General features: G+C 50.6%; 25 protein-coding genes. 18 read left to right on the top strand and 7 right to left on the bottom strand.

Translation table 11 applies throughout. The features are described from left to right. Nucleotides 1–115: 115 nt before the first annotated feature. Entirely contained in the window at nucleotides 116–1,060 is a 945-nt protein-coding gene (locus tag DEF47_RS02820; RefSeq protein WP_012188335.1) for a PAS domain-containing protein, read from the bottom strand. An 83-nt stretch (nucleotides 1,061–1,143) separates the two neighbouring features. On the opposite strand from DEF47_RS02820, the gene DEF47_RS02815 reads away from it, so the two are divergent. The 4 genes from DEF47_RS02815 to DEF47_RS02800 all read left to right on the top strand — a co-directional run bounded on the left by DEF47_RS02815 (nucleotide 1,144) and on the right by DEF47_RS02800 (nucleotide 4,961). Next, nucleotides 1,144–2,076 (top strand): LacI family DNA-binding transcriptional regulator, encoded by a 933-nt coding sequence (locus DEF47_RS02815; RefSeq protein WP_012188334.1) that lies wholly within the window; start codon nucleotides 1,144–1,146, stop codon nucleotides 2,074–2,076. Further along, nucleotides 2,057–3,160 carry an ABC transporter ATP-binding protein gene (locus tag DEF47_RS02810; RefSeq protein WP_012188333.1) on the top strand — a complete coding sequence of 368 codons (1,104 nt, stop codon included), beginning with the start codon at nucleotides 2,057–2,059 and terminating at the stop codon, nucleotides 3,158–3,160. Before DEF47_RS02815 ends, DEF47_RS02810 begins: the two co-directional genes overlap by 20 nt. 75 nt (nucleotides 3,161–3,235) lie before the next feature. Then, complete coding sequence (locus tag DEF47_RS02805; RefSeq protein ID WP_287044954.1) at nucleotides 3,236–3,886, top strand: NUDIX hydrolase; 651 nt, start codon at nucleotides 3,236–3,238, stop codon at nucleotides 3,884–3,886. A 37-nt stretch (nucleotides 3,887–3,923) separates the two neighbouring features. Next, nucleotides 3,924–4,961 carry a glycosyltransferase family 4 protein gene (locus DEF47_RS02800; protein ID WP_012188331.1) on the top strand — a complete coding sequence of 346 codons (1,038 nt, stop codon included), beginning with the start codon at nucleotides 3,924–3,926 and terminating at the stop codon, nucleotides 4,959–4,961. On the opposite strand, the gene DEF47_RS02795 is transcribed toward DEF47_RS02800, so the two are convergent. Then, a complete protein-coding gene (locus DEF47_RS02795) occupies nucleotides 4,962–6,119 on the bottom strand; it encodes a glycosyltransferase (RefSeq protein ID WP_012188330.1) in 1,158 nt (385 codons plus the stop codon). Nucleotides 6,120–6,125: 6 nt separating this feature from the next. On the opposite strand from DEF47_RS02795, the gene DEF47_RS02790 reads away from it, so the two are divergent. Then, nucleotides 6,126–7,493, top strand: a complete 1,368-nt coding sequence (locus tag DEF47_RS02790) for a glycosyltransferase family 117 protein (protein ID WP_012188329.1) — start codon at nucleotides 6,126–6,128, stop codon at nucleotides 7,491–7,493. Here the strand turns inward: DEF47_RS02790 and DEF47_RS02785 are convergent. The 3 genes from DEF47_RS02785 to DEF47_RS02775 all read right to left on the bottom strand — a co-directional run bounded on the left by DEF47_RS02785 (nucleotide 7,429) and on the right by DEF47_RS02775 (nucleotide 9,884). Next, nucleotides 7,429–8,265, bottom strand: coding sequence for a PP2C family protein-serine/threonine phosphatase (locus DEF47_RS02785; protein ID WP_287044953.1), 837 nt, complete (start codon nucleotides 8,263–8,265; stop codon nucleotides 7,429–7,431). The genes DEF47_RS02790 and DEF47_RS02785 overlap by 65 nt on opposite strands. Nucleotides 8,266–8,882: 617 nt before the next feature. Next, nucleotides 8,883–9,095 (bottom strand): Franean1_4349 family RiPP, encoded by a 213-nt coding sequence (locus tag DEF47_RS02780; protein WP_012188327.1) that lies wholly within the window; start codon nucleotides 9,093–9,095, stop codon nucleotides 8,883–8,885. Nucleotides 9,096–9,263: 168 nt separating this feature from the next. Then, nucleotides 9,264–9,884 carry a hypothetical protein gene (locus DEF47_RS02775; protein ID WP_012188326.1) on the bottom strand — a complete coding sequence of 207 codons (621 nt, stop codon included), beginning with the start codon at nucleotides 9,882–9,884 and terminating at the stop codon, nucleotides 9,264–9,266. Nucleotides 9,885–9,933: 49 nt separating this feature from the next. Between DEF47_RS02775 and DEF47_RS02770 the strand changes: the two genes are divergently transcribed. Continuing rightward, the gene (locus tag DEF47_RS02770) at nucleotides 9,934–11,226 is read left to right on the top strand and encodes a lysophospholipid acyltransferase family protein (protein WP_012188325.1); all 1,293 of its coding nucleotides are present in this window, start codon (nucleotides 9,934–9,936) and stop codon (nucleotides 11,224–11,226) included. A gap of 39 nt (nucleotides 11,227–11,265) precedes the next feature. Here DEF47_RS02770 and DEF47_RS02765 read toward each other — a convergent pair whose 3' ends face one another. Continuing rightward, nucleotides 11,266–12,189 carry an MBL fold metallo-hydrolase gene (locus DEF47_RS02765; protein WP_012188324.1) on the bottom strand — a complete coding sequence of 308 codons (924 nt, stop codon included), beginning with the start codon at nucleotides 12,187–12,189 and terminating at the stop codon, nucleotides 11,266–11,268. 246 nt (nucleotides 12,190–12,435) lie between these two features. On the opposite strand from DEF47_RS02765, the gene rpmH reads away from it, so the two are divergent. From rpmH to DEF47_RS02725, 8 genes are all read left to right on the top strand, one after another. Then, nucleotides 12,436–12,612 (top strand): 50S ribosomal protein L34, encoded by a 177-nt coding sequence (rpmH, locus tag DEF47_RS02760; protein ID WP_012188323.1) that lies wholly within the window; start codon nucleotides 12,436–12,438, stop codon nucleotides 12,610–12,612. 3 nt (nucleotides 12,613–12,615) lie between these two features. Next, the gene (gene rnpA, locus DEF47_RS02755; RefSeq protein WP_012188322.1) at nucleotides 12,616–12,987 is read left to right on the top strand and encodes a ribonuclease P protein component; all 372 of its coding nucleotides are present in this window, start codon (nucleotides 12,616–12,618) and stop codon (nucleotides 12,985–12,987) included. Beyond that, nucleotides 12,980–13,186 carry a membrane protein insertion efficiency factor YidD gene (gene yidD / locus DEF47_RS02750; RefSeq protein WP_012188321.1) on the top strand — a complete coding sequence of 69 codons (207 nt, stop codon included), beginning with the start codon at nucleotides 12,980–12,982 and terminating at the stop codon, nucleotides 13,184–13,186. Before rnpA ends, yidD begins: the two co-directional genes overlap by 8 nt. A gap of 45 nt (nucleotides 13,187–13,231) precedes the next feature. Continuing rightward, the gene (locus DEF47_RS02745; protein ID WP_012188320.1) at nucleotides 13,232–14,167 is read left to right on the top strand and encodes a YidC/Oxa1 family membrane protein insertase; all 936 of its coding nucleotides are present in this window, start codon (nucleotides 13,232–13,234) and stop codon (nucleotides 14,165–14,167) included. 33 nt (nucleotides 14,168–14,200) lie between these two features. Next, nucleotides 14,201–14,923, top strand: coding sequence for an RNA-binding cell elongation regulator Jag/EloR (gene jag, locus DEF47_RS02740; RefSeq protein ID WP_012188319.1), 723 nt, complete (start codon nucleotides 14,201–14,203; stop codon nucleotides 14,921–14,923). Between the two features lie 75 nt (nucleotides 14,924–14,998). After that, nucleotides 14,999–15,982 carry a hydroxymethylglutaryl-CoA lyase gene (locus tag DEF47_RS02735; protein ID WP_012188318.1) on the top strand — a complete coding sequence of 328 codons (984 nt, stop codon included), beginning with the start codon at nucleotides 14,999–15,001 and terminating at the stop codon, nucleotides 15,980–15,982. A gap of 253 nt (nucleotides 15,983–16,235) precedes the next feature. Further along, a complete protein-coding gene (locus DEF47_RS02730) occupies nucleotides 16,236–17,054 on the top strand; it encodes a dolichyl-phosphate beta-glucosyltransferase (protein WP_012188317.1) in 819 nt (272 codons plus the stop codon). Between the two features lie 214 nt (nucleotides 17,055–17,268). Continuing rightward, entirely contained in the window at nucleotides 17,269–18,519 is a 1,251-nt protein-coding gene (locus tag DEF47_RS02725) for an MATE family efflux transporter (protein WP_012188316.1), read from the top strand. Between the two features lie 30 nt (nucleotides 18,520–18,549). Here DEF47_RS02725 and DEF47_RS02720 read toward each other — a convergent pair whose 3' ends face one another. Then, on the bottom strand, nucleotides 18,550–19,413 hold the full coding sequence (locus DEF47_RS02720) for a plastocyanin/azurin family copper-binding protein (RefSeq protein WP_012188315.1): 864 nt from the start codon (nucleotides 19,411–19,413) through the stop codon (nucleotides 18,550–18,552). A gap of 355 nt (nucleotides 19,414–19,768) precedes the next feature. On the opposite strand from DEF47_RS02720, the gene DEF47_RS02715 reads away from it, so the two are divergent. The 4 genes from DEF47_RS02715 to DEF47_RS02700 all read left to right on the top strand — a co-directional run bounded on the left by DEF47_RS02715 (nucleotide 19,769) and on the right by DEF47_RS02700 (nucleotide 23,112). Then, a complete protein-coding gene (locus tag DEF47_RS02715; protein WP_012188314.1) occupies nucleotides 19,769–20,056 on the top strand; it encodes a hypothetical protein in 288 nt (95 codons plus the stop codon). A gap of 141 nt (nucleotides 20,057–20,197) precedes the next feature. Then, nucleotides 20,198–21,685, top strand: coding sequence for a glutamate--tRNA ligase (gene gltX / locus DEF47_RS02710; RefSeq protein ID WP_012188313.1), 1,488 nt, complete (start codon nucleotides 20,198–20,200; stop codon nucleotides 21,683–21,685). Between the two features lie 24 nt (nucleotides 21,686–21,709). Beyond that, nucleotides 21,710–21,964: a hypothetical protein gene (locus DEF47_RS02705; protein ID WP_012188312.1), complete on the top strand. Its 255-nt coding sequence runs from the start codon at nucleotides 21,710–21,712 to the stop codon at nucleotides 21,962–21,964. Nucleotides 21,965–22,035: 71 nt separating this feature from the next. Beyond that, entirely contained in the window at nucleotides 22,036–23,112 is a 1,077-nt protein-coding gene (locus tag DEF47_RS02700; RefSeq protein WP_012188311.1) for a hypothetical protein, read from the top strand. Nucleotides 23,113–23,232: the final 120 nt, after the last annotated feature.

Below are 23,232 nucleotides of genomic sequence, written 5' to 3'. Positions count from 1 at the left end.
GATTAAAGCCCCCTGCGTCTCCCGCCTTGAGGCGGGACGGAAGGGTGGTGATCACCCATGCTTATTAAAAACCTACCCTTGAAAGGAGGGGGTCAGGGGGTGAGGGCCGAGTAACTTAGTTACTATGATTAATCCCCAGCGGCACGCCAATTTCTGCATAAATCGCTTGGCTCTCGGCGTTGGCGGGCAAAAAAGCCACAATTTGCGGAAAATCAAATTGAAAATAGCCCGCCGACATCAACAATGGTCGCAGCCAAGCCCGTTTGGGCATTGGCTTGGTATGCGGAATTAATGCCTCTAGCACAATTGTTGGCGATTCAAGCCCCATATTCGGCGTAACCAGCGGTTTATCGAGGCTAACCGTCGGCCATTGGCTGGCAAATTCAGGCAGTTGTAACAACTCAGCGACCAATTGTTGATACCATGGCTCATATTGGCATAGCACATTGGCCTGTTTAAAGCCATAAATCGTTTTGCGCACCATAAATTGCCATGAAGCGCGATTTTGAATCAACTGCGGGTATAAGGGCAAATCGGGGTTACACAACAGGCCTAGCACATTCAACTGAGTAGGATCAATCGCCGCCAACATTTCAGGCGTAACCCCAAACAAATTCAGCAAATGCTCGTTGAAATAGTGCATCTGCCAATCACGATTGATTACAAACGCCGGCATGCTCAGTTGTTGCACAATTTCAATTGTAATCTCAAGAATTGGCGTGAGCGCCGCGCCAGTCAGGTAGGGCATAATCGGCGAACCATCGGCGGCAATCAATAAACGATTGCGCTCCTCGATTGTGCAATTCAGATAATCGGCAATATCCATCACCACCTCGCGGCGTGGCGGGCGGGTGATGCGGCCTTTGCGCATCTGCTTGTAGCTGCTATAAACCATATCTTCCAACTCGGTACGATTCCAAGCGCGTGGCCCCCATGGATCATCGGCGAGTTGCCAGCGATTTTGCGGCACGAGGCCTTGTTGACGACGCGCTAATAATTCTTCAACCACCGCAACAAATGCCAAACAATCAGGATGCACCAGTTGTTGCCCAAGCGCCATACAACCCCCTTTTAATCGCAACTTGTCAAGGATAAATAAGTGCAGTATACTCTATTTAAACGTTTAAATAGATGAGGCCAACGATGGCAACGATCAAGGATGTTGCGCAATTAGCAGGGGTTTCAGTTGCCACGGTGTCGTATGTTTTGAACGACAGCATGCCGGTCAGCGAAGCCACGCGCAACAAAGTGCTAGCCGCAGTTGCCAAACTCGGCTATCAACCCCATCGTCAAGGCCGTAATCTGCAACGTCAACGCACCTTAACTATTGGCGTACTGTTACCCCAAGCTAATCTATTATGTGAACTCGATTTGGCCACCTGGCTGCTCGAAGCAACCAATGCTGCAACTAGCGCAGGCTATAGTCTCTTACTACAACCTGCCGATAGCCAAGCCCGTGGCGATTTGGCCGATGGTTGGATTAGTTTTGGCACAGTACTCGACCCACAATTGCCCCAAATTTGGGCATTAGCCCCCCCGTTTGAGCAACCAGCCGTCTTGTGTGACGCAGCCTTTGCTGCACAACGCGCGGTTGAAACCTTGACCCATGCGGGGATGCAACGGATCGGCCTGATTACGCTACCGCGCAGCATTCCAGGCTCGGCCCGTTGGTATCTGGGTTATCGACGCGCTTTACGCCGCGCAGGCATCGCCTTTGATCCAGCGTTGGTCGTCGAGCCAGCCGACAATCGTTTTCACGATGGGGTTGCTGCTTACGAAGCACTTGCCGCCAGCGAAAACGACTATGATGGCTTGATCGTCTGTGGCAATCAACTGGCAACCGGGGTGGTGATGGTCGATCATGCCAAAGTACCACTGATCGTTAGCCATAGCAATACCCAACGCGGCATCTCGGGCTTTCGCTGGCCAACCGAACTTTGGGCACATACCTTGGTGCGAAAACTCCTACAACAGCTTGATGGGAGCGCCATTGCTCACCGTACATGGCTCAACCCAAGCTTGGTGATTGGTTCATTAGGTTTCAAGGAGGATCTCGATGGCTTCAATTACGTTTGATCACGTTGATAAAATCTTTGGTGATGTGCACGTTCTCAAAGATCTCAACATCGATATTCCTGATCAAGAATTTTTGGTCTTGGTTGGCCCTTCAGGCTGTGGTAAATCGACCGCTTTGCGCTGTTTGGCTGGTCTCGAAGAAATTACTGGCGGCCAAATTATGATCGGGGATCGCGTGGTCAACAACGTTGCGCCCAAAGATCGCGATATTGCCATGGTGTTCCAAAGCTACGCTTTGTATCCTCACATGACGGTGTTTGATAACATGGCGTTCGGCTTGAAGCTACGCAAAGTGCCCAAGCCCGAAATCAAGCGCCGCGTCGAAGAAGCCGCCGAAATGATGGCGATTGGTCACTTGCTTGATCGCAAGCCCCGCCAACTTTCGGGCGGCCAACGCCAACGGGTGGCTTTGGGCCGAGCAATCGTGCGCGATCCAGCCGTCTTCTTGATGGACGAACCACTCTCGAACTTGGATGCTAAGTTGCGGGTGCAAACCCGGGCTGAAATTAGCAAATTGCACCAACGGCTCAAAACCACCTTTATCTATGTGACCCACGACCAAACCGAAGCCATGACCATGGGTTCACGGATTGCAGTGATGCGCGATGGGATCATGCAACAACTTGATAGTCCTCAAACCTTATACGATCATCCCGTCAACAAATTTGTGGCAGGCTTCATTGGTTCGCCCTCGATGAACTTCATCAAAGGAACCTTGACCAAGGGCGATGGCCGTTTGTTCTTCGACGGCGGCAGCTTCTCGGTGCCAATTCCCAATAGCCGCCGTGCCCATATCGAATCGCATGTTGGCAAAGAAGTTGAGCTTGGCGTGCGCCCCGAAGATGTCCACGATGCCGCACTCTTGCCACCAGGCATTAACGGCGATGCCGTGGTTGAAACCACTGTCGATGTGACCGAACCAATGGGTAGCGAAATCTACGCCTACCTGCAAAGCGGCCAACACTCGATCATCGGGCGCTTCGACCCACGTACCTCGGCCCGCCCAGGCCAGCCAATTCGCGCAGTCTATGATATGGAAAAAATGCATATCTTCGACATCGCCACCGAAAAAGCTTTGATCTAACTCGATCAACTCACGGTATAATAACAAAGACGTAGGAGCAACCTACGTCTTTGTTCGTTTAGTGGAATGAGATGTATGCCAAATCTAGCGTTCGTGGCGGCTCTCCAAGCGCAACTTGTCAACTTGCAACACGATAATGAGGCTCGTTCACGGCTTTTACCAATCCTCGGCAACGGCAATCCCAGTCGCGATTTATTACCCCCAGCCCATATTACGCCACGCCATAGCGCAGTGTTGGCTTTGCTCTATCCGCAAGCTGAGCAGTTGTTTGTGCTATTAACCGTGCGCAGCGGCAATTTGCGCAGCCATACTGGCGAAATTTCGCTGCCTGGCGGCTCGATCGACCCAACTGATGCCAGCCCTGAGGCCGCCGCGCTGCGCGAAGCCCACGAAGAGGTTGGCTTGCAAACCCATCAACCCACAATCATCGGGCGCTTGAGCGAATTGTATGTTCCGGTCAGCAATTTTTTAATCACGCCAATTGTCGCTTGGCTTGATCATGCGCCTGATTTAGCGCCAAACCCGAATGAAGTTGCCGATGTGGTACATTTACCTTTGCAGCAGCTTTGGGCCGCCGATGCCGTACAAACTGAAGAACGGATTATTCGTGGCATGACTCTGCAAGTGCCGCATTATCCTTATGGTGAGCATAAAATTTGGGGCGCAACCTCAATTATTCTGACCCAGCTAGCCTTACGGGTTCAAGCGGCGCTCCAGCAAATCTAAAGTATAATGGCGGCTGATTGCTTAACCCTGAGAGCCAATGAAACGGATTCTTGTTTGTACAGCCCAAGTGCCTTTTGCCCGTGGTGGAGCCGAGTTGTTAGCCGAAGGCCTCCTGCAAGCCTTGCGCAAGGCAGGCCATGAAGCCGATTTAGTCGCCTTGCCCTTTACTCGCACACCACATCGCGAGTTGCTCAATAGCGCTTTGGCCTGGCGCATGCTCGATCTCAGCCAGGTTGAAGATCGACCAGTCGATCAAGTAATATGTACCAAATTTCCTTCATATGCGGTGGCCCACCCCAAAAAAGTCGTTTGGTTGGTACATCAACATCGGCAACTCTACGATTGGCGCGGCACAAACTGGAGCGATTGGGGCAGTCAACCTGATGATGATCAACTCGCTCGCAGCCTGACGCGGCTCGATCAACAAGCCTTAGCCGAAGCCAAACGCCGCTTTAGCATCTCCAAAATTGTCAGCCAACGCTTGCAACGCTTCAATGGACTCGCCAGCACCCCGCTGTATCCACCGTCGATTTATAGCGGGCGCTTACGTCAAGGCCGCTACGAACCGTATATTCTCAGCATTTCGCGGCTTGACCCCGCCAAACGACTCGATTTATTGCTGCATGCCCTAACGCATACCGAACAACCAGTTAAGGCGATTATCGGCGGGCGCGGCCCAGCTTTGGTAGAACTCCAAGGGCTAACCAAGCAACTTGGGCTTGAACAACGGGTTGAGTTTCGCGGCTGGATGGATGATCAAACGCTGATCGATGTATATGCCGATGCCCGCGCCGTGTTCTATGCCCCGATCGACGAGGATTTTGGCTTTGCCACGATCGAAGCGCTTGAGGCGGCCAAGCCAGTGCTGACCGCCCAAGATTCGGGCACAGTTTTAGAATTTATTCACGATGGCACAACCGGCTTTGTTGCGCCAGCCGAACCGCGGGCCATGGCCGCCCGCCTCGACGCATTGTGGGCTTCTGCCGATTTAGCAGCCCAACTTGGCAGCAATGGACCAGCGATGGTTGCCAACATTCGCTGGGAACATGTCGTCAATCAATTAGTTTTAGCTTAATTACTCTTTGTAGGTGCGGCCTTTCCACGTCACCCCGCGCCCCGACCAGATCCGCCAAGCCGCTTCAGCCGCCAGCAGCATATAGCAGACAATCCCCAAGGGAAAAAGCAGGGCGTGACGGCGCGATAAGCCATACAATTGCTGCATAAAACGGCCCCAACTCCACAAAGCAAAGCCATTGAGCAGCACCGCCATCGCACTCAATAAGATTTTTGGCCAGAATGTCCAGCGCCGCAGCCAAGCCCATAGGCTTAGCAAACCCAGCCCGAATGGCACAACTCCAACCAAAATCTGGCGCAAACCAGCCCATGAAGAACGCACGCCACCATTACGTAAGCCCGCAATCGCATTTTTGACCAAGCCCTCGCGAACTTCGCTGCCCTTGGTGTACATTCGCACGCGCAACAACTCACCAGCGTACACCGCCCGCATCACCCCGCCAGCCCGCACAATCGCTTGGGCTAACTCAACATCCTCAAGCACTCGATCACGCACTGCCGCATGGCCGCCTGCTCGTTGGTAAGCGCTGCGTCGCACCAAAATAAATTGACCATTCGCCAGCACCACGCCCGAACCAGGCGTATTAACTTTGCTGACCGGATAGGCCGCCTGAATGATTGAGAAAAAGGCTGGCAGCAAAGTTTGCTCCCAAAAACTGCCTAGCTCCGAGAAGGGCAAAAACGTCAGCAGATCGAGTTTTTCGGCCTCGGCATAGGCTAGGGCTTGTTGCAACATCTCAGGCTGCGGCTTGGTATCAGCATCAAGAAACAGCAACCATTCGCTAGTGCTAGCCTCGGCCAATTGCCAACATGCCCAGCACTTACCTGTCCAGCCAGCGGGCAATGCCTGGCCTTGCAGCAAATGTACCCGTTGATCCTGCGCCGCAACATCGGCTACAATCGCAGCCGTGGCATCAGTTGAATGATCATCAAGAATGGTTAGTTGCCAATCACTACGGGTTTGCTGAGCCATGCCACGCAACACATGGCCAATATTTTGCGCTTCATTGCGGGCTGGCACCAACACAGCAACGCTGGGCATAGGTTCAGGGCTTGGTCGTGGCTCAATCTTGGGAATCTTGTTGAGCAACAAGGCATCACGCACCAATAAAATCAATGAGGCTAGCCCTAAAAGCAGCCCAATCACAACAGGAAGCATAGATCGATGAATCCTCAAACTGCAAAACAATCGTCACACTATATCACGCAGCCAGCCAACCAATGGATGGATCGGGCAATTCCTTGGCTAATCGTTGGGTGTTTATTACCACTCTATTGCTTGATGAGCAGCCCAACCATTAGTACAGCCTATGGCAGCAGCGATAGTGGCGAGTTGGCGACGGCACTCTGGTTTGGCGCAGTGCCGCATCCGCCAGGTATGCCCACTTATTTGCTGTTTGGGCAAATTGCGCTCAACTGGTTTGGCGGCGAGCCAGCTCAGCGTTTAGCGTGGCTGAGCGCCATCGCTACGGCCTTGAGTGCTGGCGTGGTCGCTGCGAGCGTTGGATTAAGCGCCAGCGAGCAACCAGCCAAAATCCGTTGGAGCGCCATGTTGGCTGCTGGATTAGGCGTTGGGCTAAGTCAACGAATTTGGCAACAAGCGCTGGTAGTCGAAGTTTATGCCTTGGCAAATTTGTTTCAAGCTTTATTGCTCTGGCTCAGTTTGCGCTGGCAACGTTGGCAACAAACCAGCACATTGGCGGCGCTCGGCTTGGTTTTAGGCTTGGGTTTGAGCGTGCAACTGCCAGTTGCCGCATGGCTGGTTGGCTTCGGCTGGTTTTGGTTCAAAGCCAAATGGTCGATTAGCTGGCGGCAAATTGGGCTATGTTGGCTGATGGTTGGGCTTGGTCTCGGTTGTTATTTGGTGTTGCCATGGCGTGGCGCGGCGGTTCCTCAAGCAAGTTGGGGCGATTGGCGCAGCGTTGAGGGGGCAATTGCCCATATCAGCGCCAGCGAATATCGTTATTTAGTTGGAGCCGTACCACTGAGCGAGCAAATTCAACGGCTTGTTTTGGCATTCCGCGATTTGCTAGCCAGCTATTGGTGGATTGTCGGGCCATTGCTAATCGGCTTTGGCTGGACAAAAATCATGGTTGCTCAACGCTCGATGTTGATTGGCTGGGCCGGAGTTACGTTGCTTTGGGCCATCAGTTATGGCGGCGCTGATGCCCAAGTCTATCTCTTGCCAATCCATTTGTTGGCTGGTTGGTTGCTGGGCATGGGCGTTGTGGGGTTGGCACACTATAAATCCATAGAACGTTGGATGTGGCTAGCGCCAGTGTTGAGTTTGATCGCATTACCCTTCGGTTGGCAATTTTCGCTACACAATCAAACCCAAAGCCGCGATCAAGCGATCGCCTTATTGCAACAACAACCGCCCAATGGTCAATTGCTCAGCAACGACGATCAAACAACATTTAGTGCATGGTATGTGCAAAAGGTCTTGGGGGTACGGCCAGATCTAGAGATTATTGATCAGCGGTTACAACAACAGCTGTGGTATCGGCAACGGGAAGGGTTACCACTTCGCTAGGATCTTTGATGATATCGACGACCACCAAAGTCAAGTCATCAGCTTGGCGGGCGGCTCCCCGAAACTCATCAACCGCCGCACAGTAGGCATCGATCAAGCCAGCCGTATTTTCAGCTTCAATATCACGCACAGCGGCGCACCAACGATCAAAACTATATAATTCACGGTCTTCGTTCATAGTTTCAATCACGCCATCGGTATAGACCACCAAGCGATCATTGGCTTGCAATTGGATGGTTTGCTCGGCATAGGGGAAATTGCGAATCGAACGCAGCGGCGTGCCAAAAGCCTCTAGCTCTTGCACCACTCCATTGCGCCGCAACAACGGAAAGGGGTGGCCAGCATTGGCAAAGCGTAATTGATGATGGCGCAAATTCAGCACTCCATACCAGACCGTCATCATCTGATTGACCGCATCATCGGCATGCAAAATGGCGTTGACATGGCGCAAAACATGGCCTGGATTGCGTGAACGGCGGGCTTCACTGCGAATAATCGAGCGGGTCATCGCCATTACCATGGCGGCGGCAACACTCTTGCCAGTTGCATCACCCACAATAATTGCAATCTCATCGTCGTTCAGGCGAATCAGATCATACAAATCGCCGCTAGTTTCGAGCGCTGGCTGCACCGAAGCACCAATATCGAGGCATTCGCTGTAGTGTTGCGGTTTGGGGTAGAGTTCTTGCTGCAAATTACGGGCAATCGCTAACTCTTGGCGAATCAGGGTATCTTGCATCAATTGCTGACGAGCCGCTTGTAACGAGATCATCGAATTATCAAGTGTCCGTTGATAAATCCACGCTACGGCAGTAATAATAATAAAAAAGCTTAAAATAGGAAGTGTATGGGCGATCCATTGTAAACTAGGTTGATATGCAATATAGAGAATAAATGCTGTATTAACAAATGCTGATATCAAAGACTTTTTATAATCTGTGAAGAACACAAAGAACATAATACAAATACCCAACATATATGAAAATAAAGTTTCGTTGACACTATCATCATAATTTACTAGCACAAGGACTAAAAACAATGAATTTGTATAAATACAAAAAAAGTAATAACTAAAAGCTGAATTTTTATCCTTAACCACCGTATAAATTAAGTAATATACACCCGAATTTATTGCAAGTGATAAAATAGATCCAATAATATTTCGATCCGGATTGAATAAAAAAACAATAAGAATCAAGCTACCAAAAAAGCAATGAACTCCAATAATTATTTTTATAAGTCGCTTAAGAAAGACAGCTTTTCGTTGCGAATCTGTCAATGTTTCAAGGTTTTGTGAGCTCAGATCATTGTTCGATTGAAATATCATAAGTCAAAAGAGCCACAACAGAGATTGTGGCTCAATAAAATATGGCTACCAAGATTCATTAATCATAACCAAGTACCTCTAGCAGAGATACCTAAGCCTTGAAAATTAGAGGCAGATGCTTCGACCTGTTGCAATTCGTCATCGGTTAAGTTAAAGCCATGATTTTTGAGGGTTTCAGCAATATTACTACTATCCAACAGTTCTTGGCGGAAGGCTTCATCCGAGGTGGCTTGATCGATCAGGCGTTGAAACTCATCGCTGTACGTTGAACTCATACGGGATTCCTCCAGAGTACGGGTGTTGGATTGACCATCATTATATAAAGATCTTGGATATTAGCAATAGGTCAGCGCTGCAACGCATTCTTACAGTTAAATCAAGACCTCGGTTACAACAGCCAATGTATCTTTGGGTACAATCAACTGTTGGTTATGTTGAGTATATTAGTGCTTGAGCGTCGCGAGAATATAGTTAATCAAATCACGATCACGATCATCAAGGCCATTAAGTAAACGTTGGGAATCACGTTCGCCAGCCCAAATCTGCTCAACTGCCGCGCTGAGTTGCCAACCAAGGCTCTCAAGGTCTGCCAAGGTCAGGCGTAATTCGGCGCGTGGTAGCGCAGGATCATCAGTTGCTGCTACAATAGCATCAAGCAAACTTGCAAAATCTTCGATATCCATTCCGCCGCCAGCATCACTCTGTTGTACTACCAGCATTTGAATGCTGAGCAATAACTCACCGAGTTGGTCTTGTTCATGGCGTTCGAGCCGATCGTACAAGGCCTGAATTTGGGCTTGATCATTATTCAGCACTGCTTCGCGCAAATCAGCGGGCAGTTGTTCGATCAATTGCTCAAGGGTTGGGGCCTCAGCATAGCGGTCTAGGGCTTGCTCAATCTGGAGTTGCTGAAACTGCTCAAGTTGCTGGGCAACCAAGCTTTGCTGCTCAGCCGATAGCGCAGCAAAAGCGGATTCAACTGCCAGCACATCACCACTTTCAAGCGCTTGGATCAGGGCTGGGGGCAAACTAGCAAGCAATTCGCGTAGTTCGGTGGTATCCATAACTGCCTCCTTTGCAGCTATCGTATCACAGAAATTTGGGGGTATTTTCATGGGGCGTTTTGTACGTTGGCTGGTATTTCGGCTCTTACGTTTGTACTACCCTCGGATCGCCGTCGAAGGCTTGGAGCAGTTGCCACGTGGGCGGGTGATGTTTGTGCTCAATCACCCCAATGGATTGCTCGACCCGCTCTTATTGATGTTAATTCTCGGTCAGCCTGTAGCATTTTTGGCCAAAAACACTTTTTTCAACAACCCAATTGGCCGGTGGATGATGCAAAGCTTTGGCGCATTGCCGATCTATCGCCAACGCGATGCCGCCGAAGGCTCGAATACCCGCGATCAAAATGAACAAACCTTTGCTCGTTGTCGCCAATTATTAGCTGATAACCGCTATTTAGCCTTGTTTCCCGAAGGCACATCACACTCCGAGGCGTATTTGTTGCCACTACGCTCAGGCGCAGCGCGGATTGCGCTCGGAGCCGAGGCCGAGCACAATTGGCAACTTGATCTCAACATCGTGCCAATTGGCTTATGGTATGAAGATAAGCATATTTTTCGTTCTTCGGTGCTCTTATTAGTTGGCAAACCAATCCATGTAGCCGAATTTCAGCATGCCGAGGCCGAACGCGAACAGGCAGTTGCCAGTTTGACCGCTCGCATGGCCGAGCATTTGGGTGGCGTGGTGTTTCAGGCTGGCAATGCCGAATTATTGCGTGGTCTGCCAGTGATGGTTGGCTGGACAGTCGATCGTTTGCGGCGTAAACGCCCCAGTGGCCGCGAAGCCTACACCTCGCTCACGCCCACCGAACGCGTGCAATTGGCGACGCTTGCCGCCAAAGCACAACGCTATGCCCGTACTTTGCGGCTTCTGGGCATCGCTGATCCTTGGTCGCCGCAATTGCCCTTGGCGACCCGTTGGCGCTTTTGGCGCAAATTTCTGTGGACAGCCCTCGCCTTTATTCCAGCAGCCTGCGGCATTGTGCTCAGTTACCCGATGTATCGACTTAGCGGCATTATCGCCACCCGCATGACCAAAGAATTAGAGCTACTGAGCACGCTTAAGTTGATCGCAGGCATCGTGCTGCAACCAATTGGCTGGATTATTAGCAGTCTGATCATCGGGTTATTAACAATCTGGCAGGCTGGCGTGATTGTGCTTGTGCTAGCTCCATTATTTGGTTTTATTGCCCTACGCTGGAGCGAACGTTGGCGGGCAGTGCGCGAAGCCACCGCCGCTTCGTGGCTACGTTTGACCCAGCCCGACCTCACGACCCAACTCTTGCAACGCCGCCGCGATTTGGGCGAGCAAATTTCGAATACGATTTTGAGCTTGAACGATTAATTAAAAACGCAGGATCAGGCTGATCCTGCGTTTCAACATTTAAATTAATTCGACAGCCTGCGGGTTACGTTCGAAAAATAGTTTCAAGCCACGCACGCTCATCGACAAATTGCCCCACAACACCAAATTCAGCGCTGGCGAAACTGGCTCGTTGGTTGGTAGCGCTCGTTCAACAATCGCCTCAACTGGCAATTCTGTCAGATGCAGATGATCACGCACATCGCGCACGATCTTGACTAAGCGTTGGTGCATTTCTTCAATTGCCAAGGCTGGTGCTGCCACAGTTGGGCCAAAGTGCGAAGGCAACAATTGGCGAATTGGATACTGCGCCAAGGTTTGGAAGGCTTGCAGTTGATCAGCCAAATTGAAGGCTGGTGGCGGAGTAACGGGCATATTCAGATTAAACGTGCTCATCAAAATGCCAATTGAATCGCCAGCCCACATTGTGCCTGAGTGCGCTTCCCAAAATGCCAGATGATCGGGCGAGTGGCCAGGCGTTGGCACGGCCTGCAAGACAATCCCCTTACCAAGATTCAGCTTCAAATGCTCAGCGGCAAGCATGCGTTCGGCAGCAATCGGCAGCATCGTGCCATAGACATGCCACATCTGACCAACCGCCCGTTCGACGCTACGCATCAAACGGCTTGGCTCTATCAAATGCTCGGCGGTCATTGAATGTAAATAAACCTTGGCATTGGGCAAATGTTGCGCCAAAATTCCCGCACCGCCGCTGTGATCCATATGCACATGCGTTAAGAGGATGTGTTCAACGGCTTCGGGCGCAATCCCCAATTGTTGCAAACCAGCCAAAGTTGCTTCAGCAGTTAATGATGTGCCAGTTTCGATCAAGGCAACCTGATCGCCTTGTATCACATAGGTTGCCCCAAAACCATCGGTTGTCAGCAGGCCATTATCGATCATGGCGATATGATCGCTTAGTTGGGTTAGCGGAACTTGCATCATTGCACTCCGAATAGGTTACAAAATCAACGCACAGCTATTCTACCTGATTCAGCAAATCGCAGACCTAGCTATTTAGCAATATTTAATTGTTAGGCATAGAATGATACAATTTGACATGGTTCGGACGGTCAGGCTATAATAGATAAGCTACAGCGCGTCCATGGCGGCGTGCTATCAATTTTGTCTTATCTATACAGAAGCGCGAGCACGCGCTTTTGTTTCGTCTGACACCGGAGGATTCGCACAATGCCAAAACGAACTTGGCAACCAAAACGCATCAAGCGCCGCCGTGTTCACGGTTTCTTGGAGCGCATGCAAACTCGCACAGGCCGCGCCGTTTTGAAAGCACGTCGTCAACGTGGCCGCTGGAAGTTAACTGTTAGCGACAAACGCCGACCAGCAGGCCCAGGCGGTCATCGCTAAACAATGCAACGTTCACAGCGCCTTCGCTCGCCACGCGATTTTCGCCGCGTTCGCGAAGGCGGTCGTACATGGTCACACCCACTCTTGGTCTTGAGCGTCGCACCAGCGCGAGCCAATCGCGTTCGTTGTGGCATTGTCGTTCGCAAGTCGCTGGGCACAGCCGTCGAACGCAATCGCTACAAACGGCAAGTGCGCGAAGCAACACGTTTGGTCTACGATCAAATTCGCCCAGGTTGGGATGTGATATTTATTGTACGAGCGGGATTTCGCACAGCGGCCTGGGAGCAGATTCAGCAGGCCGTTTCGCGTTTACTGCAACAAGCGCAGCTATGGCATGATCGTGAACAACCATCACAGGAAGATCGCCATGGGTAAGATCTTATTGGCACTAATTCGCTTGTACCAGCGTTTTTCGCGATATACACCACCAAGTTGTATCTATACGCCAACCTGTTCCCACTATGGCTATCAAGCTATCGCGAAATATGGGGCATTCAAAGGTACATGGTTGACACTGAAACGGATCGCCCGTTGCCATCCATGGGCACAGGGTGGTGAAGACCCTGTTCCATAAGTTGGCACAGGGTTTTTTGCTATAACAACGTAGGAATACACGGCTATGAATTTTCTTGGTCCAATCTTTTTACCATTTCTCGAATGGCTGTTCCATCTGTTTGGCAACTTGGGGTGGGCAATTATCGCCTTTACGATTTTAGTTCGTTTGGGCATGTTGCCGCTCACGCTGAAGCAATTACGTTCGCAACGCAAAATTATGGTGATCCAGCCAAAATTGCGCGAATTGCAACGTAAATATAGCAAGGATCGCGAAAAACTCACCCAAGAAACCATGAAGCTCTATCGTGAGCATGGAGCCAACCCGGTTGGTGGTTGTTTACCGCTCTTGATTTCATTGCCAATTTTGTTTGGGGTTTGGCAAGCGATTCAATTATTTGGTACTTCAGTTCCGGCAACCGCTGAGCAAGTGCAGTTTTTGTGGTTGCCCCGCTTAACGCCTTTGATTGAAAATAACGTGACGGTCAACAGTGCCCACGACCCCTACTTTATCTTACCAATTTTGGCGATCGCGCTCCAATTCATCACAACCTTGATGGCAATGCAACGGAACCCCGACCCACAGCAAGCCTCAATGAACAAAGTGATGATGTTTATGCCATTTATCTTTGGCTTTATCTATTTCCAATTCCCAGCAGGGGCCACCCTCTACTCGGTCACGGGGTCGTTGATTCAATTGGTGCAACAATATTTCACCTCGGGCTTTGGCTTGTTATCCAAATATTTGCCATTTTTGCCCGAAAAAACTGGTTTCTTGCACCAACCATTGCCAGAATCGGCTACAATCACGATTGAAGAACCAGAAACCCCCAGTGATCAACCCCAGCGCCGCGATTTTTGGGCCGCGCTCGGGAAATTAGAACCAGTTGTTGATGTCAGCGCCGCAGGAGCTACCGCCGATAGTGGTAGCAGCGACATCGCAGCCGAACAAGCAATTGAAGATGTTAAGGCGCAGCTTGGCAAGCCGAAAAAACGGCGCTAGTCTCGGCTTATAATTCGGAGGAACGTGTAGGACATGGCGTTGCAAAAAGTTGAAGTACGCGCAGCAAGCGTGGCCGAGGCCGTGGCTCAAGCCCTCGCCCAACTCGGCAAAGATGAAGATGAAGCTCTGATCGAGGTTTTAGCGCAAACCGCTGATTCAGCCCTTGTCCGCGTCAGCGTCGATGATGATGAGGATGAGTTGCTCGCTGAATATGGCGATGAGGACGATGAGGAGCAACCCAAACGTCGTCGCCGCCGTGTAGCCAGCACCGATGAGCAAACTGTGGCGCTCGCTCGCCAGTTGCTCGAGGCGTTGCTCACCCGCATGAACATCGATGCCTTTGTAACGCCAGTTGTACAGAAGGCTAAAGGCTCCGATGATGAAGAAGATACGCTAACCTTGCATATCGAGGGTGTCGATGAAGAAACCACGGGCCTGATGATTGGCCGCCGTGGCGAAACCTTGCGCTCATTGCAATATCTGCTAAATGTCTTGATTCATCGCCAAACTGGGCGCTGGTCGCAAGTGGTGATCGATATTGGCCAATATCGCCAACGTCGCCAAGATTCGCTTGAGGGCTTGGCGCTGCGCATGGCTGAACGGGTGCGCCAATCAGGTCGCCCAATGCCACTTGAGCCAATGAGTTCATTCGAGCGCCGCATCATTCATATGGCGCTGCGCGACGATCCGTCAGTCTATACCGAAAGTGCTGGCGAAGGTGAGCATCGAAAAATTGTTATTTATCCAAAACGCTAATCAATGGCGATTAGCGCTCGTGTTCAGCGGGTGTTGTACTCCAACGCCCGCTAGCACATAGCCAAGGAGTCGATGATGATTCCCTTAACTAACCTGCCCAGCACTGTCAGCATCCGCGAAGTTGGCCCCCGCGATGGCTTGCAAAATGAGGATCGTATCCTCACCACCGAGCAAAAAATCCTGTTAATCAATGCCCTCAATAATTCCGGCTTGCGCCAAATTGAAGTTGGTTCGTTTGTCAACCCGCGCTATGTGCCACAAATGGCCGATACCGCCGAGGTATTCGCGCGAATTGAGCGCCGCCCCGATGTGATTTATAGCGCGATTGCGCCCAATTTACGTGGGGCACAACGGGCGATCGAGGCCCGCGCCGATTCGGTGCAGGTCTTTTTGAGCGCTTCCGAGAGCCATAATCAAAGCAATGTGCGCATGAGCATCAACGAATCGCTGGCTGCTGCCGCCGATATTGCCTTAGCGCTCAAAGAAGCTTCGATTGAATTTGAGGCGGTACTTTCGGTGGTGTTTGGCTGTCCCTTTGAAAACGATGTACCGATCGAGCGGGTTGTAACCATGACTGAACGGCTCTTGGCCCTCGGAGCCAGCCAAATTACGCTTGGTGATACCACGGGCATGGCGCATCCTCGCTTGGTACAAGCGGTGGTGCGAGCATTGCGTGAGCGCTTTCCCCAAGCACCCTTACGTTTGCACCCGCATAGCGCTCGTGGCGCAGGTTTGGCCAATGTTTTGGCGGCCCTCGAAGTTGGGATTGATCGAATCGATGCGAGCATCGGCGGGATCGGCGGTTGTCCTTTTGCGCCAGGTGCACCAGGCAATATTTGCACCGAAGACACCGTACATATGCTCCACGAAATGGGCATCAATACTGGCCTCGATATTCCAAAATTGGTTTCATGTGCCAAATTGATTGAAAGCTTGCTAGGCCATGAAGTGCCTGGTCAAGTGATCAAAGGCGGCATTTGTGGCCATATTCCAGGTGGCACGATGCGCCCATGGAACGAAACCGAAATCCTTGGTCAGCAAGCTAGCCGCACAGTTTAAGCAAACACAACCCATCCAGTCAGCACCTTGATTGGATGGGTTTTAAATTCCCCGGTCTACAAGCGATATCAACAAGCCTAACCCACAGGCTAGCACAAAGTCATCCCCTAGTTGCCCAAGCACAACGCTACGAATCATTATAGGAGCTTGCAAAACGGGCTATCCCAGGGCGGACTGATAGACCATATCATCCAAGGGCTATCAGATCTATGCTGCCAACACGCAACTTTTAATTATTAACGGGATTGCCACCATGCTTCAGCCAACGCCAACCAACGCCCAAACAGCCAGCGGGCAAGACCCCGATCTTTCAGTGATTATCCCCTGTTTCAACGAACAAAAACGGATTATCCCAACGATCAATACAATCATCGACTACTTGAATAGCCTAGGTCGCTCGTGGGAATTAATCGTCAGCGATGATGGCTCCAGCGATCAAACCATCAGTTTAGTTGAAGCTCAGCGCTACCCCAACCTCACTATCATCAAGAGCACGCGCAACTATGGCAAAGGTCATGCGGTTCGGGCAGGCATTATCGCGGCTAGAGGCAATTTTATTTTGTTCACCGATGCTGATAACGCCACACCAATCACTGAGCTGGATACCATGCTGCCGTTGTTGGAGTTAGGCAGTTATGACATCGCGATTGGCTCACGTGCCAAGCAATTGCTTCAAACCAAACAACGCAGTTTAGGCCGCTGTATGATGAGTGCAGGGCTGCGCGTGATCGTTGAACATGGGCTAAAATTGAATATTCACGATAGTCAATGTGGCTTCAAGCTGTTTCATCGCACCGTTGCTAAACACCTTGCCCAAGTGCAAACGATTAATAGCTTTGCCTTCGATCTCGAATTATTGGTGATTGCCGATATTTTTGGCTATCAAACAATTGAAATTCCAGTTGATTGGGTTGATATTGCTGGTTCGAAAGTTCATCCCATTCGCGATGCGTATCAATTTCTGCGCGATATTATGTCGATTCAAATCAATCATTGGCGTGGGCGTTACCCAAGTTCATTGCCTAAGACCCCAAAATCTAAATCGCCTCAATCCAACCACTGGTTTGCCTAAGCCAGTGGTTAGATTGTTAATTGCGCCGCTTCACCCGCATAGTTGCAGCCACGTACTCCCCCAAGGTAGCCTCAAGTCTAGGTTAAGATAGTCCATCCGGCATCACCCATTCGCCCATTGGTAGCCAGAGCTATTGGTGACTATTCACTTATTGGTTTTTAGATTTTATTTACCTATAGTTAAGCTAGCGATATTTTTATGCGAGAACGTTATTATGGGTGTTCTTCAACGATCCACGTTTTCAATTGCCCATCTGCCACTGCTTCAACGGCTCAAACAGGCGCTAGGATTCTGGTTAGTTGCCAGTATGCTCTTGGTCAATCTTGGTAATTATGGCTTTGCAATCGTGCTAGGGCGTGGGTTAGGGCCACAGGTCTATGCTGAAGTCAATTTAATCGTCACCTGCTTTGCACTCGCAACCTTACTCAGCAGCATGTTCCAAATCTATGCGGCTAATGCGAGTGTTCGTCCCAACAATCATGCTACGTTGCGTCGATTACGCCAAATCGCTTGGGGTATTGGGGCAGCTAGTGCAGGGGTATGCACTGGTTTAGCCGCATTTTGGCAAAGCAAGTTTCATACTAGCCCAACACCATTGCTTGTTCTAGGCCTAGGCTTAGGTAGTTATTATGCACTTGGGGTTGAACGGGGAATTATGCAAAGTCAAGCGGCGTTTGGGCGGCTCGCGCTAAATGCCCTGCTTGAAATGCTTATTCGATTGATTGGTGCAATGATCGTGGTTAGCCTTAGCTTGGGCGTAACCGAGGCTAGTGTGGCCCTAACCAGTTCTCTATTGGGCGCATGGTGGTTTAGCCGCTCCAAACCGACAGTAACTCAGGTTGATGGAGTAAGCCACCAAACTCCAAGCTTGTGGCCAATTGGACTATGCTTGGCTGGTCAAGGTTTATTGCTCAATAGCGATATCGTGCTGGTTACCTTGTGGTTCTCAAGCCAGATTGCGGGGCAATACGCAGCCCTAGCATTAATTGGCCGAATTGGCTTATTTGTAAGTAGTACAGTTGCCACCCTATTTTTTGCCAAGCTGCTCCGCGCCGATCAATCGACAATTCAGCAACGTGAGGCTTTTTGGCAAAGTCTTGGAATCACCACAATCATCGGAATCGTGTTTAGCCTAGCATGTTGGGCAATGCCAGATTTGATTGTGCAAGCGCTGTTTGGCTCGGCCTATTTGCCGATTGTGAGTGTGCTTTGGCGCTATGCAGCAATTGCCAGTGGCTATGCCTTGGTCAATCTGCTGGTAAGCTATCAATTGGCCCAACAACGGCTGGCTGGGGTTTGGCTGATACTTGGGGCTGGCAGCATGCAAATAGTGGCCTTAGGCTTATTCCATCAAACCATCAACCACGTGCTTGGGGTTCAGGCAGGTATAATGCTAGCTTTATTGGTGCTCGTTGGCTTAAGCGAATGGCTATCTTGCCAAAAAAACCGCGCTGAATCGCAGTGATCCAGCGCGGTTTTAGTTAAGCTCAGGGGCTTATTTGACGACGAGCGTGCCCTTCATCCCACCAGCATAGTGGCCAGGATAAGCACAGATATAACTGTAGGTACCTGGTTCTAGGTTTGCAGTGACACTATCGCTTTCGCCACCATTGATGGTTTTGGTTGAAGCAATTGCTGTATCAGGCGCTGGCACAAAATCAGGAGCATTGGTTACAGCCGAATCAGCAGCTTTTTGTTCCTCACCTTGTTTTACAATCACCAGATTATGCGGAATAGCCCCAGCATTATTGAAGGTCACCGTTACTTCACCAGCGTTGGCGCTTAATTCAGTTTCGACAAATTTCAAATCACCAGCCGCAGCGCTATCAACGGTCAAGCCAGAGCCGCCGCCTGCAGGTGCAGCCCCGCCACCGCCAGCAGCAACAACCTTAAATGTACCCTTCATCCCACCAGCATAGTGGCCAGGATAGGTACAAATAAAACTGTAGGTTCCAGCTTCAGCGATATTAAATGTCACTTGATTGCTTTCACCGCCATTGATTGTTGGGGTATGCGCCAAAGCATTTTTGGCTTCAAAGTTTGCATCAGTTGAAGCATCGGTCACGGTTTTATCTTCTTCGCCTGGGCTGACCAACACCCAGTTATGCGGTACAGCACCCTTATTGTTAAAGGTTACTTTGATTTCGCCCGTACCAGCGGTTAACTCGGTTTTGGCAAACGCCAAAGTACCACCTTCGGCACTGTCAATGGTCAAATCATTGCTTACTGAGCCAGCAACAACGACATCGGGGACACCTTTAAACACCCCCACGTTGTCATCAGCAGTACCACCGCAAGCAACCAATGTGCTTGCCAATAAAACGCCCGCTAGCGGACGTGTCCAGCGCCGAATAGGCATCGATTTCCTCCATAAAAGCATCTGTTTGTTGGCATTCTTATGGGTGAATTATAGCATAAGGGGTCGGGCTTGGTCTCAAAAATTTAGCCTCGTTTTAGATAGCCCATCTGGTGGTAAATTGCTAACCAAATGCTCACAAAGATTCACCAAATGTTCCTTGACGCACTCTCAGGCACTGTTATAATACACAGCAAGAGGCTCCTGTAACGGAAAGGCCCACCCACATGCGAATTGGATTCGACAATTGGGTTAACGATAGCACGGCAGAGGCATCAGCCTGTGTCGTTTTTTGTGCCAACGCTACGGCGTGGGAACGGCTCACGGCGTTTTTCGCTATATAATGGAGGATCGTCCAATGTACTCCGATATGATTAGCAAGATCGACAAAGCCAAACGGTACGCCCAAGAACCTGAACGAATTGCAATTCAACAGTTTAGCGCTACCTTCCGTGGTGGCAACAATCATCAAGTCCAGTTGTTGGCAAGCGGCGAATGGCATTGCGATTGTGAATTTTTCGCCCACTGGAATACATGCTCGCACGTGATGGCCTTGCAACGGATCTTAGAGCCAATGTTAAATGATGAAGCTCGCCGCGCTGGTTCTCCATTTACCTTCGATGAAATTGCCGAGGCGGTTGGCTAAAGTTTGCTCCATGGTCAAGGTTGCGCCACGTTCACGAGTTGCTACTTGTCAACGTGGCGTAGCTGTTTAACGCGAGAAGGGTTCCGCGCCAATATCACCGCCAGCAATGGCTATGGTATAATCGCGACGCAAGGAGGTATTATGTCGGATCGTCCAACACCAGCCCGCACGCGCTTTGCGCCAAGTCCGACGGGCTATCTGCATATCGGTAGTTTACGTACCGTGTTATTTAGCTGGTTGTGGGCTCGCCACACTGGCGGCCAATTTTTATTACGGATTGAAGATACCGATCGCAAGCGCTTTGTCGAAGGCGCAGAAGAGCAATTAACCAGTTCGTTGCAAGCGATCGGCCTAATGTGGGATGAAGGTCCAATTGTTGGCGGTCCTCACGCACCCTATAAACAATCCGAACGCTTGGAAATTTACCAAGCTCACGCCCAAGCCTTGATCGATAAAGGTGTGGCCTATCGTTCGTATGCTACTGCCGACGAAATTGCGGCGATCAATGCCGAACGTGAAGCTCGCGGCGAGCCAAAGCTCTTGGTGTTTCGCAATTTGCCAGGCATCGACGATGCCGCTCGTGAAGCCGCAGGCGCTGACTATAACGTGCGGCTAAGCCTCAAAACGACTGGCCAAACCGTCGTTCAGGATCTTGTGCGCGGCCAAATCGTCTTTGATAATGCTGCCTTGAAAATGCCCGACCCAGTGTTGTTGAAAACCGATGGCTTCCCAACCTATGCCCTCGCTGCCATGGTCGATGATCACTTGATGGGGATCACCCATGTGCTGCGGGCTGATGAGTGGATTCCAACCTGGCCAATTCATCATCAAATTTACGAGGCCTTCGGTTGGGAGCAACCAGTTTGGGTGCATGTGCCGCAAGTCTTGGGCAGCGATGGCAAGAAGCTTTCCAAACGCCACGGCGATACATCGGTCACCGAGTATATCGATTTAGGCTTTGTGCCCGAAGCCATTATCAACTATTTGGCCTTGATCGGCTGGTCATACGATGATAAAACAGAGTTTATGACCCTTGAAGAGTTGATCGAGCGCTTTGATCTGAATCGGATTCGGCCATCGGGCGGGGTGTTTGATCGCGATAAGCTTTTGCATTTCAATGGGGTTTATCTGCGCAACATGGCTCCTGCTGAGTTGGCGCAACGGGTTGCACCCTATCTCAGCAAGGCAGGCTTGATCAGCGCCGAACCAACTGCTGCCGAATTGGCCAAAATTACCGAATATTTGCCATTGGTGCAAGATCGCCTAAAATTGCTCAGTGAAGCGCCAGAATTGCTCGATTTCTTCTTTGTAGACCCACAAGGCTACGACCCAGCCTTGCTTGTGCCAAAGAAGGGCGATCCGGCGCAAACGGTTGAGATACTGGGCCAAGTCAAAGCTAGTTTTGAGGCTGTCGAAACTTGGGATGCCCCCAGTTTAGACAAGCTCTTGCATGATTTTGTCAATCAACTTGGGCTGAAAATTCCCCAAGTGTTTATGCCTATTCGCGTTGCCATCAGTGGGCGCACGACCTCGCCAGGCCTATTCGAAACCTTGGCGGTTTTAGGTAAAGCTGTGACGCTCGCCCGAATCAGCACTGCTGCTGCTGCGCTTTCCTCTGCCTCTGTATAGTTCGATTAGTCAGGAGGATGTTCAATGACGCTTGACGAAGCCAAAACCGAATTGACCAACTTGGTCTTGGGAGTTTCGCCCGATGCCGTGTTACGCTATAAAAAACGAGGCAGCGATGAGTTAGCGATTCGGGTGTATGCCCCGGCTGACCACGAAGACGCGATTCGTGATGCCACTCGCGAACGTTCAATCGCCTTGTTAACCGAACACGATTTGGATGTTCAGATTTTGATTTACGATATTTCAACCTCGCTGCCAACCGAAGAAGGCGCGGAGTAGCTTTCGCTCAACACACGAACCAGCCTCTAGCAGCAATGCTAGGGGCTTTTTGAATTAAAGGGTCAGATCCAATGGATTCCTATCAACCAAGTAGCGATGAACGGCAAGCGATGCGGGCATTTCTGCAACGCGCCGAGGTGCGCATCTCGACCATGCACCGGATTGCTGGGGTGTTTTTGAATGGGGCTGGCTTGTTGATTTTGTTGCCAGTGTTTTTTCGCGATGCGATCAGCGATATCAACAAAATCGTGCTGACCCAGATTGAGCAATTGTACAATCTCTGGCAGGCGGGCCAATTTTCATGGTCGGCAACCGCCGATTTGGGCTTGTATATCTTGCTGTTTATTCCGTTTATCGCCACCTTGGGCATCCCGCTGTATGCTTTTTTGCTGTTGCTCAAGGATATTGTCTATTTCTATTTTGCCAACCAAAGCCCAGGCTTTACCCACAAATTGTTTAACCCGCGCTTTATTCTTTCGGGCTTGGCCTTCTCCACCGACGAAGCGCCAGCAGTCAAACGCCTGGTAATTCAGCATCAATATAATTCCGATTTGCTGGAGTTTATTTTGCCTTTCGAGCGCCACGAAGCCGCTTTTTATGATCATGTCTATCAGCAAAGCGCGGGCTTGATCGTGCCGCCCAGCCGTGATCCAGCCCAGCTTGCCAGCCAAGGAGTTAATCAAAGTCAAGTCAGTCAGCAGGCGATCGATCGCTTTAACACGGCTTTGGGTTTATCGGGCTTTTTGGATCGCACGTTGATCGAAGAGGTAGCGCGAACTGAAATTTCAGTTGTCCGCTATGCCTTGTGTTTGCGGCGCTTGGTGTTGCGCTACATCAAAGCCTTGTTGATGTTCGTCTGGACAACCTTGCTTTCGTTCATTCTGGTTTCGTTTCTGCAACATCTGCAACCGCTGGTGATTCTGGCGGTGGGCTATGTGGTTTGGTCGGCGCTCACGCCCTTGGTGGTGCGTATGCCCACCGACTGGATTTGGCAGGCCTTGCGCGAGGATGTTAATCTCAAAGGCGTGGCGCGTGATGAAGAAATTACCCGTTTCGAACGCTATGTGATTCGGGTTTGTCGGCTCACGCTGGCAATCGCCATCTTGACCCTACTTAGTGAAATTGGGCGTTTGATTGTACATGTTTAGGCATATCATGACCTCATCCACAACCTAAACCTTTCAAAGATTGGGTTTTAACAATCATTGTAGATCACCACCCTTCCGTCCCGCCTCAAGGCGGGAAACGCAGGGGGCTTTAATCCCCCT

This window comes from Herpetosiphon sp., assembly GCF_003512625.1.
GTDB classification, from domain to species: Bacteria; Chloroflexota; Chloroflexia; order Chloroflexales; family Herpetosiphonaceae; genus Herpetosiphon; species Herpetosiphon aurantiacus.
Note: the sequence above shows the minus strand (reverse complement) of the source record. Positions and strands in the feature narration are given on the sequence as shown.

Coding starts and splice junctions, on each gene's coding strand:
- DEF47_RS02780 (WP_012188327.1), bottom strand. CDS start 9,095: ATGAGTTCAACGTACAGCGATGAGTTTCAACGCCTGATCGATCAAGCC.
- gltX (WP_012188313.1), top strand. CDS start 20,198: ATGTCGGATCGTCCAACACCAGCCCGCACGCGCTTTGCGCCAAGTCCG.
- DEF47_RS02815 (WP_012188334.1), top strand. CDS start 1,144: ATGGCAACGATCAAGGATGTTGCGCAATTAGCAGGGGTTTCAGTTGCC.
- DEF47_RS02730 (WP_012188317.1), top strand. CDS start 16,236: ATGCTTCAGCCAACGCCAACCAACGCCCAAACAGCCAGCGGGCAAGAC.
- DEF47_RS02720 (WP_012188315.1), bottom strand. CDS start 19,413: ATGCCTATTCGGCGCTGGACACGTCCGCTAGCGGGCGTTTTATTGGCA.
- DEF47_RS02770 (WP_012188325.1), top strand. CDS start 9,934: ATGGGGCGTTTTGTACGTTGGCTGGTATTTCGGCTCTTACGTTTGTAC.
- DEF47_RS02810 (WP_012188333.1), top strand. CDS start 2,057: ATGGCTTCAATTACGTTTGATCACGTTGATAAAATCTTTGGTGATGTG.
- DEF47_RS02715 (WP_012188314.1), top strand. CDS start 19,769: ATGTACTCCGATATGATTAGCAAGATCGACAAAGCCAAACGGTACGCC.
- DEF47_RS02800 (WP_012188331.1), top strand. CDS start 3,924: ATGAAACGGATTCTTGTTTGTACAGCCCAAGTGCCTTTTGCCCGTGGT.
- DEF47_RS02705 (WP_012188312.1), top strand. CDS start 21,710: ATGACGCTTGACGAAGCCAAAACCGAATTGACCAACTTGGTCTTGGGA.
- rpmH (WP_012188323.1), top strand. CDS start 12,436: ATGCCAAAACGAACTTGGCAACCAAAACGCATCAAGCGCCGCCGTGTT.
- DEF47_RS02735 (WP_012188318.1), top strand. CDS start 14,999: ATGATTCCCTTAACTAACCTGCCCAGCACTGTCAGCATCCGCGAAGTT.
- DEF47_RS02805 (WP_287044954.1), top strand. CDS start 3,236: ATGCCAAATCTAGCGTTCGTGGCGGCTCTCCAAGCGCAACTTGTCAAC.
- DEF47_RS02785 (WP_287044953.1), bottom strand. CDS start 8,265: ATGATCTCGTTACAAGCGGCTCGTCAGCAATTGATGCAAGATACCCTG.
- yidD (WP_012188321.1), top strand. CDS start 12,980: ATGGGTAAGATCTTATTGGCACTAATTCGCTTGTACCAGCGTTTTTCG.
- jag (WP_012188319.1), top strand. CDS start 14,201: ATGGCGTTGCAAAAAGTTGAAGTACGCGCAGCAAGCGTGGCCGAGGCC.
- DEF47_RS02820 (WP_012188335.1), bottom strand. CDS start 1,060: ATGGCGCTTGGGCAACAACTGGTGCATCCTGATTGTTTGGCATTTGTT.
- DEF47_RS02700 (WP_012188311.1), top strand. CDS start 22,036: ATGGATTCCTATCAACCAAGTAGCGATGAACGGCAAGCGATGCGGGCA.
- DEF47_RS02745 (WP_012188320.1), top strand. CDS start 13,232: ATGAATTTTCTTGGTCCAATCTTTTTACCATTTCTCGAATGGCTGTTC.
- DEF47_RS02775 (WP_012188326.1), bottom strand. CDS start 9,884: ATGGATACCACCGAACTACGCGAATTGCTTGCTAGTTTGCCCCCAGCC.
- DEF47_RS02795 (WP_012188330.1), bottom strand. CDS start 6,119: ATGCTTCCTGTTGTGATTGGGCTGCTTTTAGGGCTAGCCTCATTGATT.
- DEF47_RS02765 (WP_012188324.1), bottom strand. CDS start 12,189: ATGATGCAAGTTCCGCTAACCCAACTAAGCGATCATATCGCCATGATC.
- rnpA (WP_012188322.1), top strand. CDS start 12,616: ATGCAACGTTCACAGCGCCTTCGCTCGCCACGCGATTTTCGCCGCGTT.
- DEF47_RS02725 (WP_012188316.1), top strand. CDS start 17,269: ATGGGTGTTCTTCAACGATCCACGTTTTCAATTGCCCATCTGCCACTG.
- DEF47_RS02790 (WP_012188329.1), top strand. CDS start 6,126: ATGAATCCTCAAACTGCAAAACAATCGTCACACTATATCACGCAGCCA.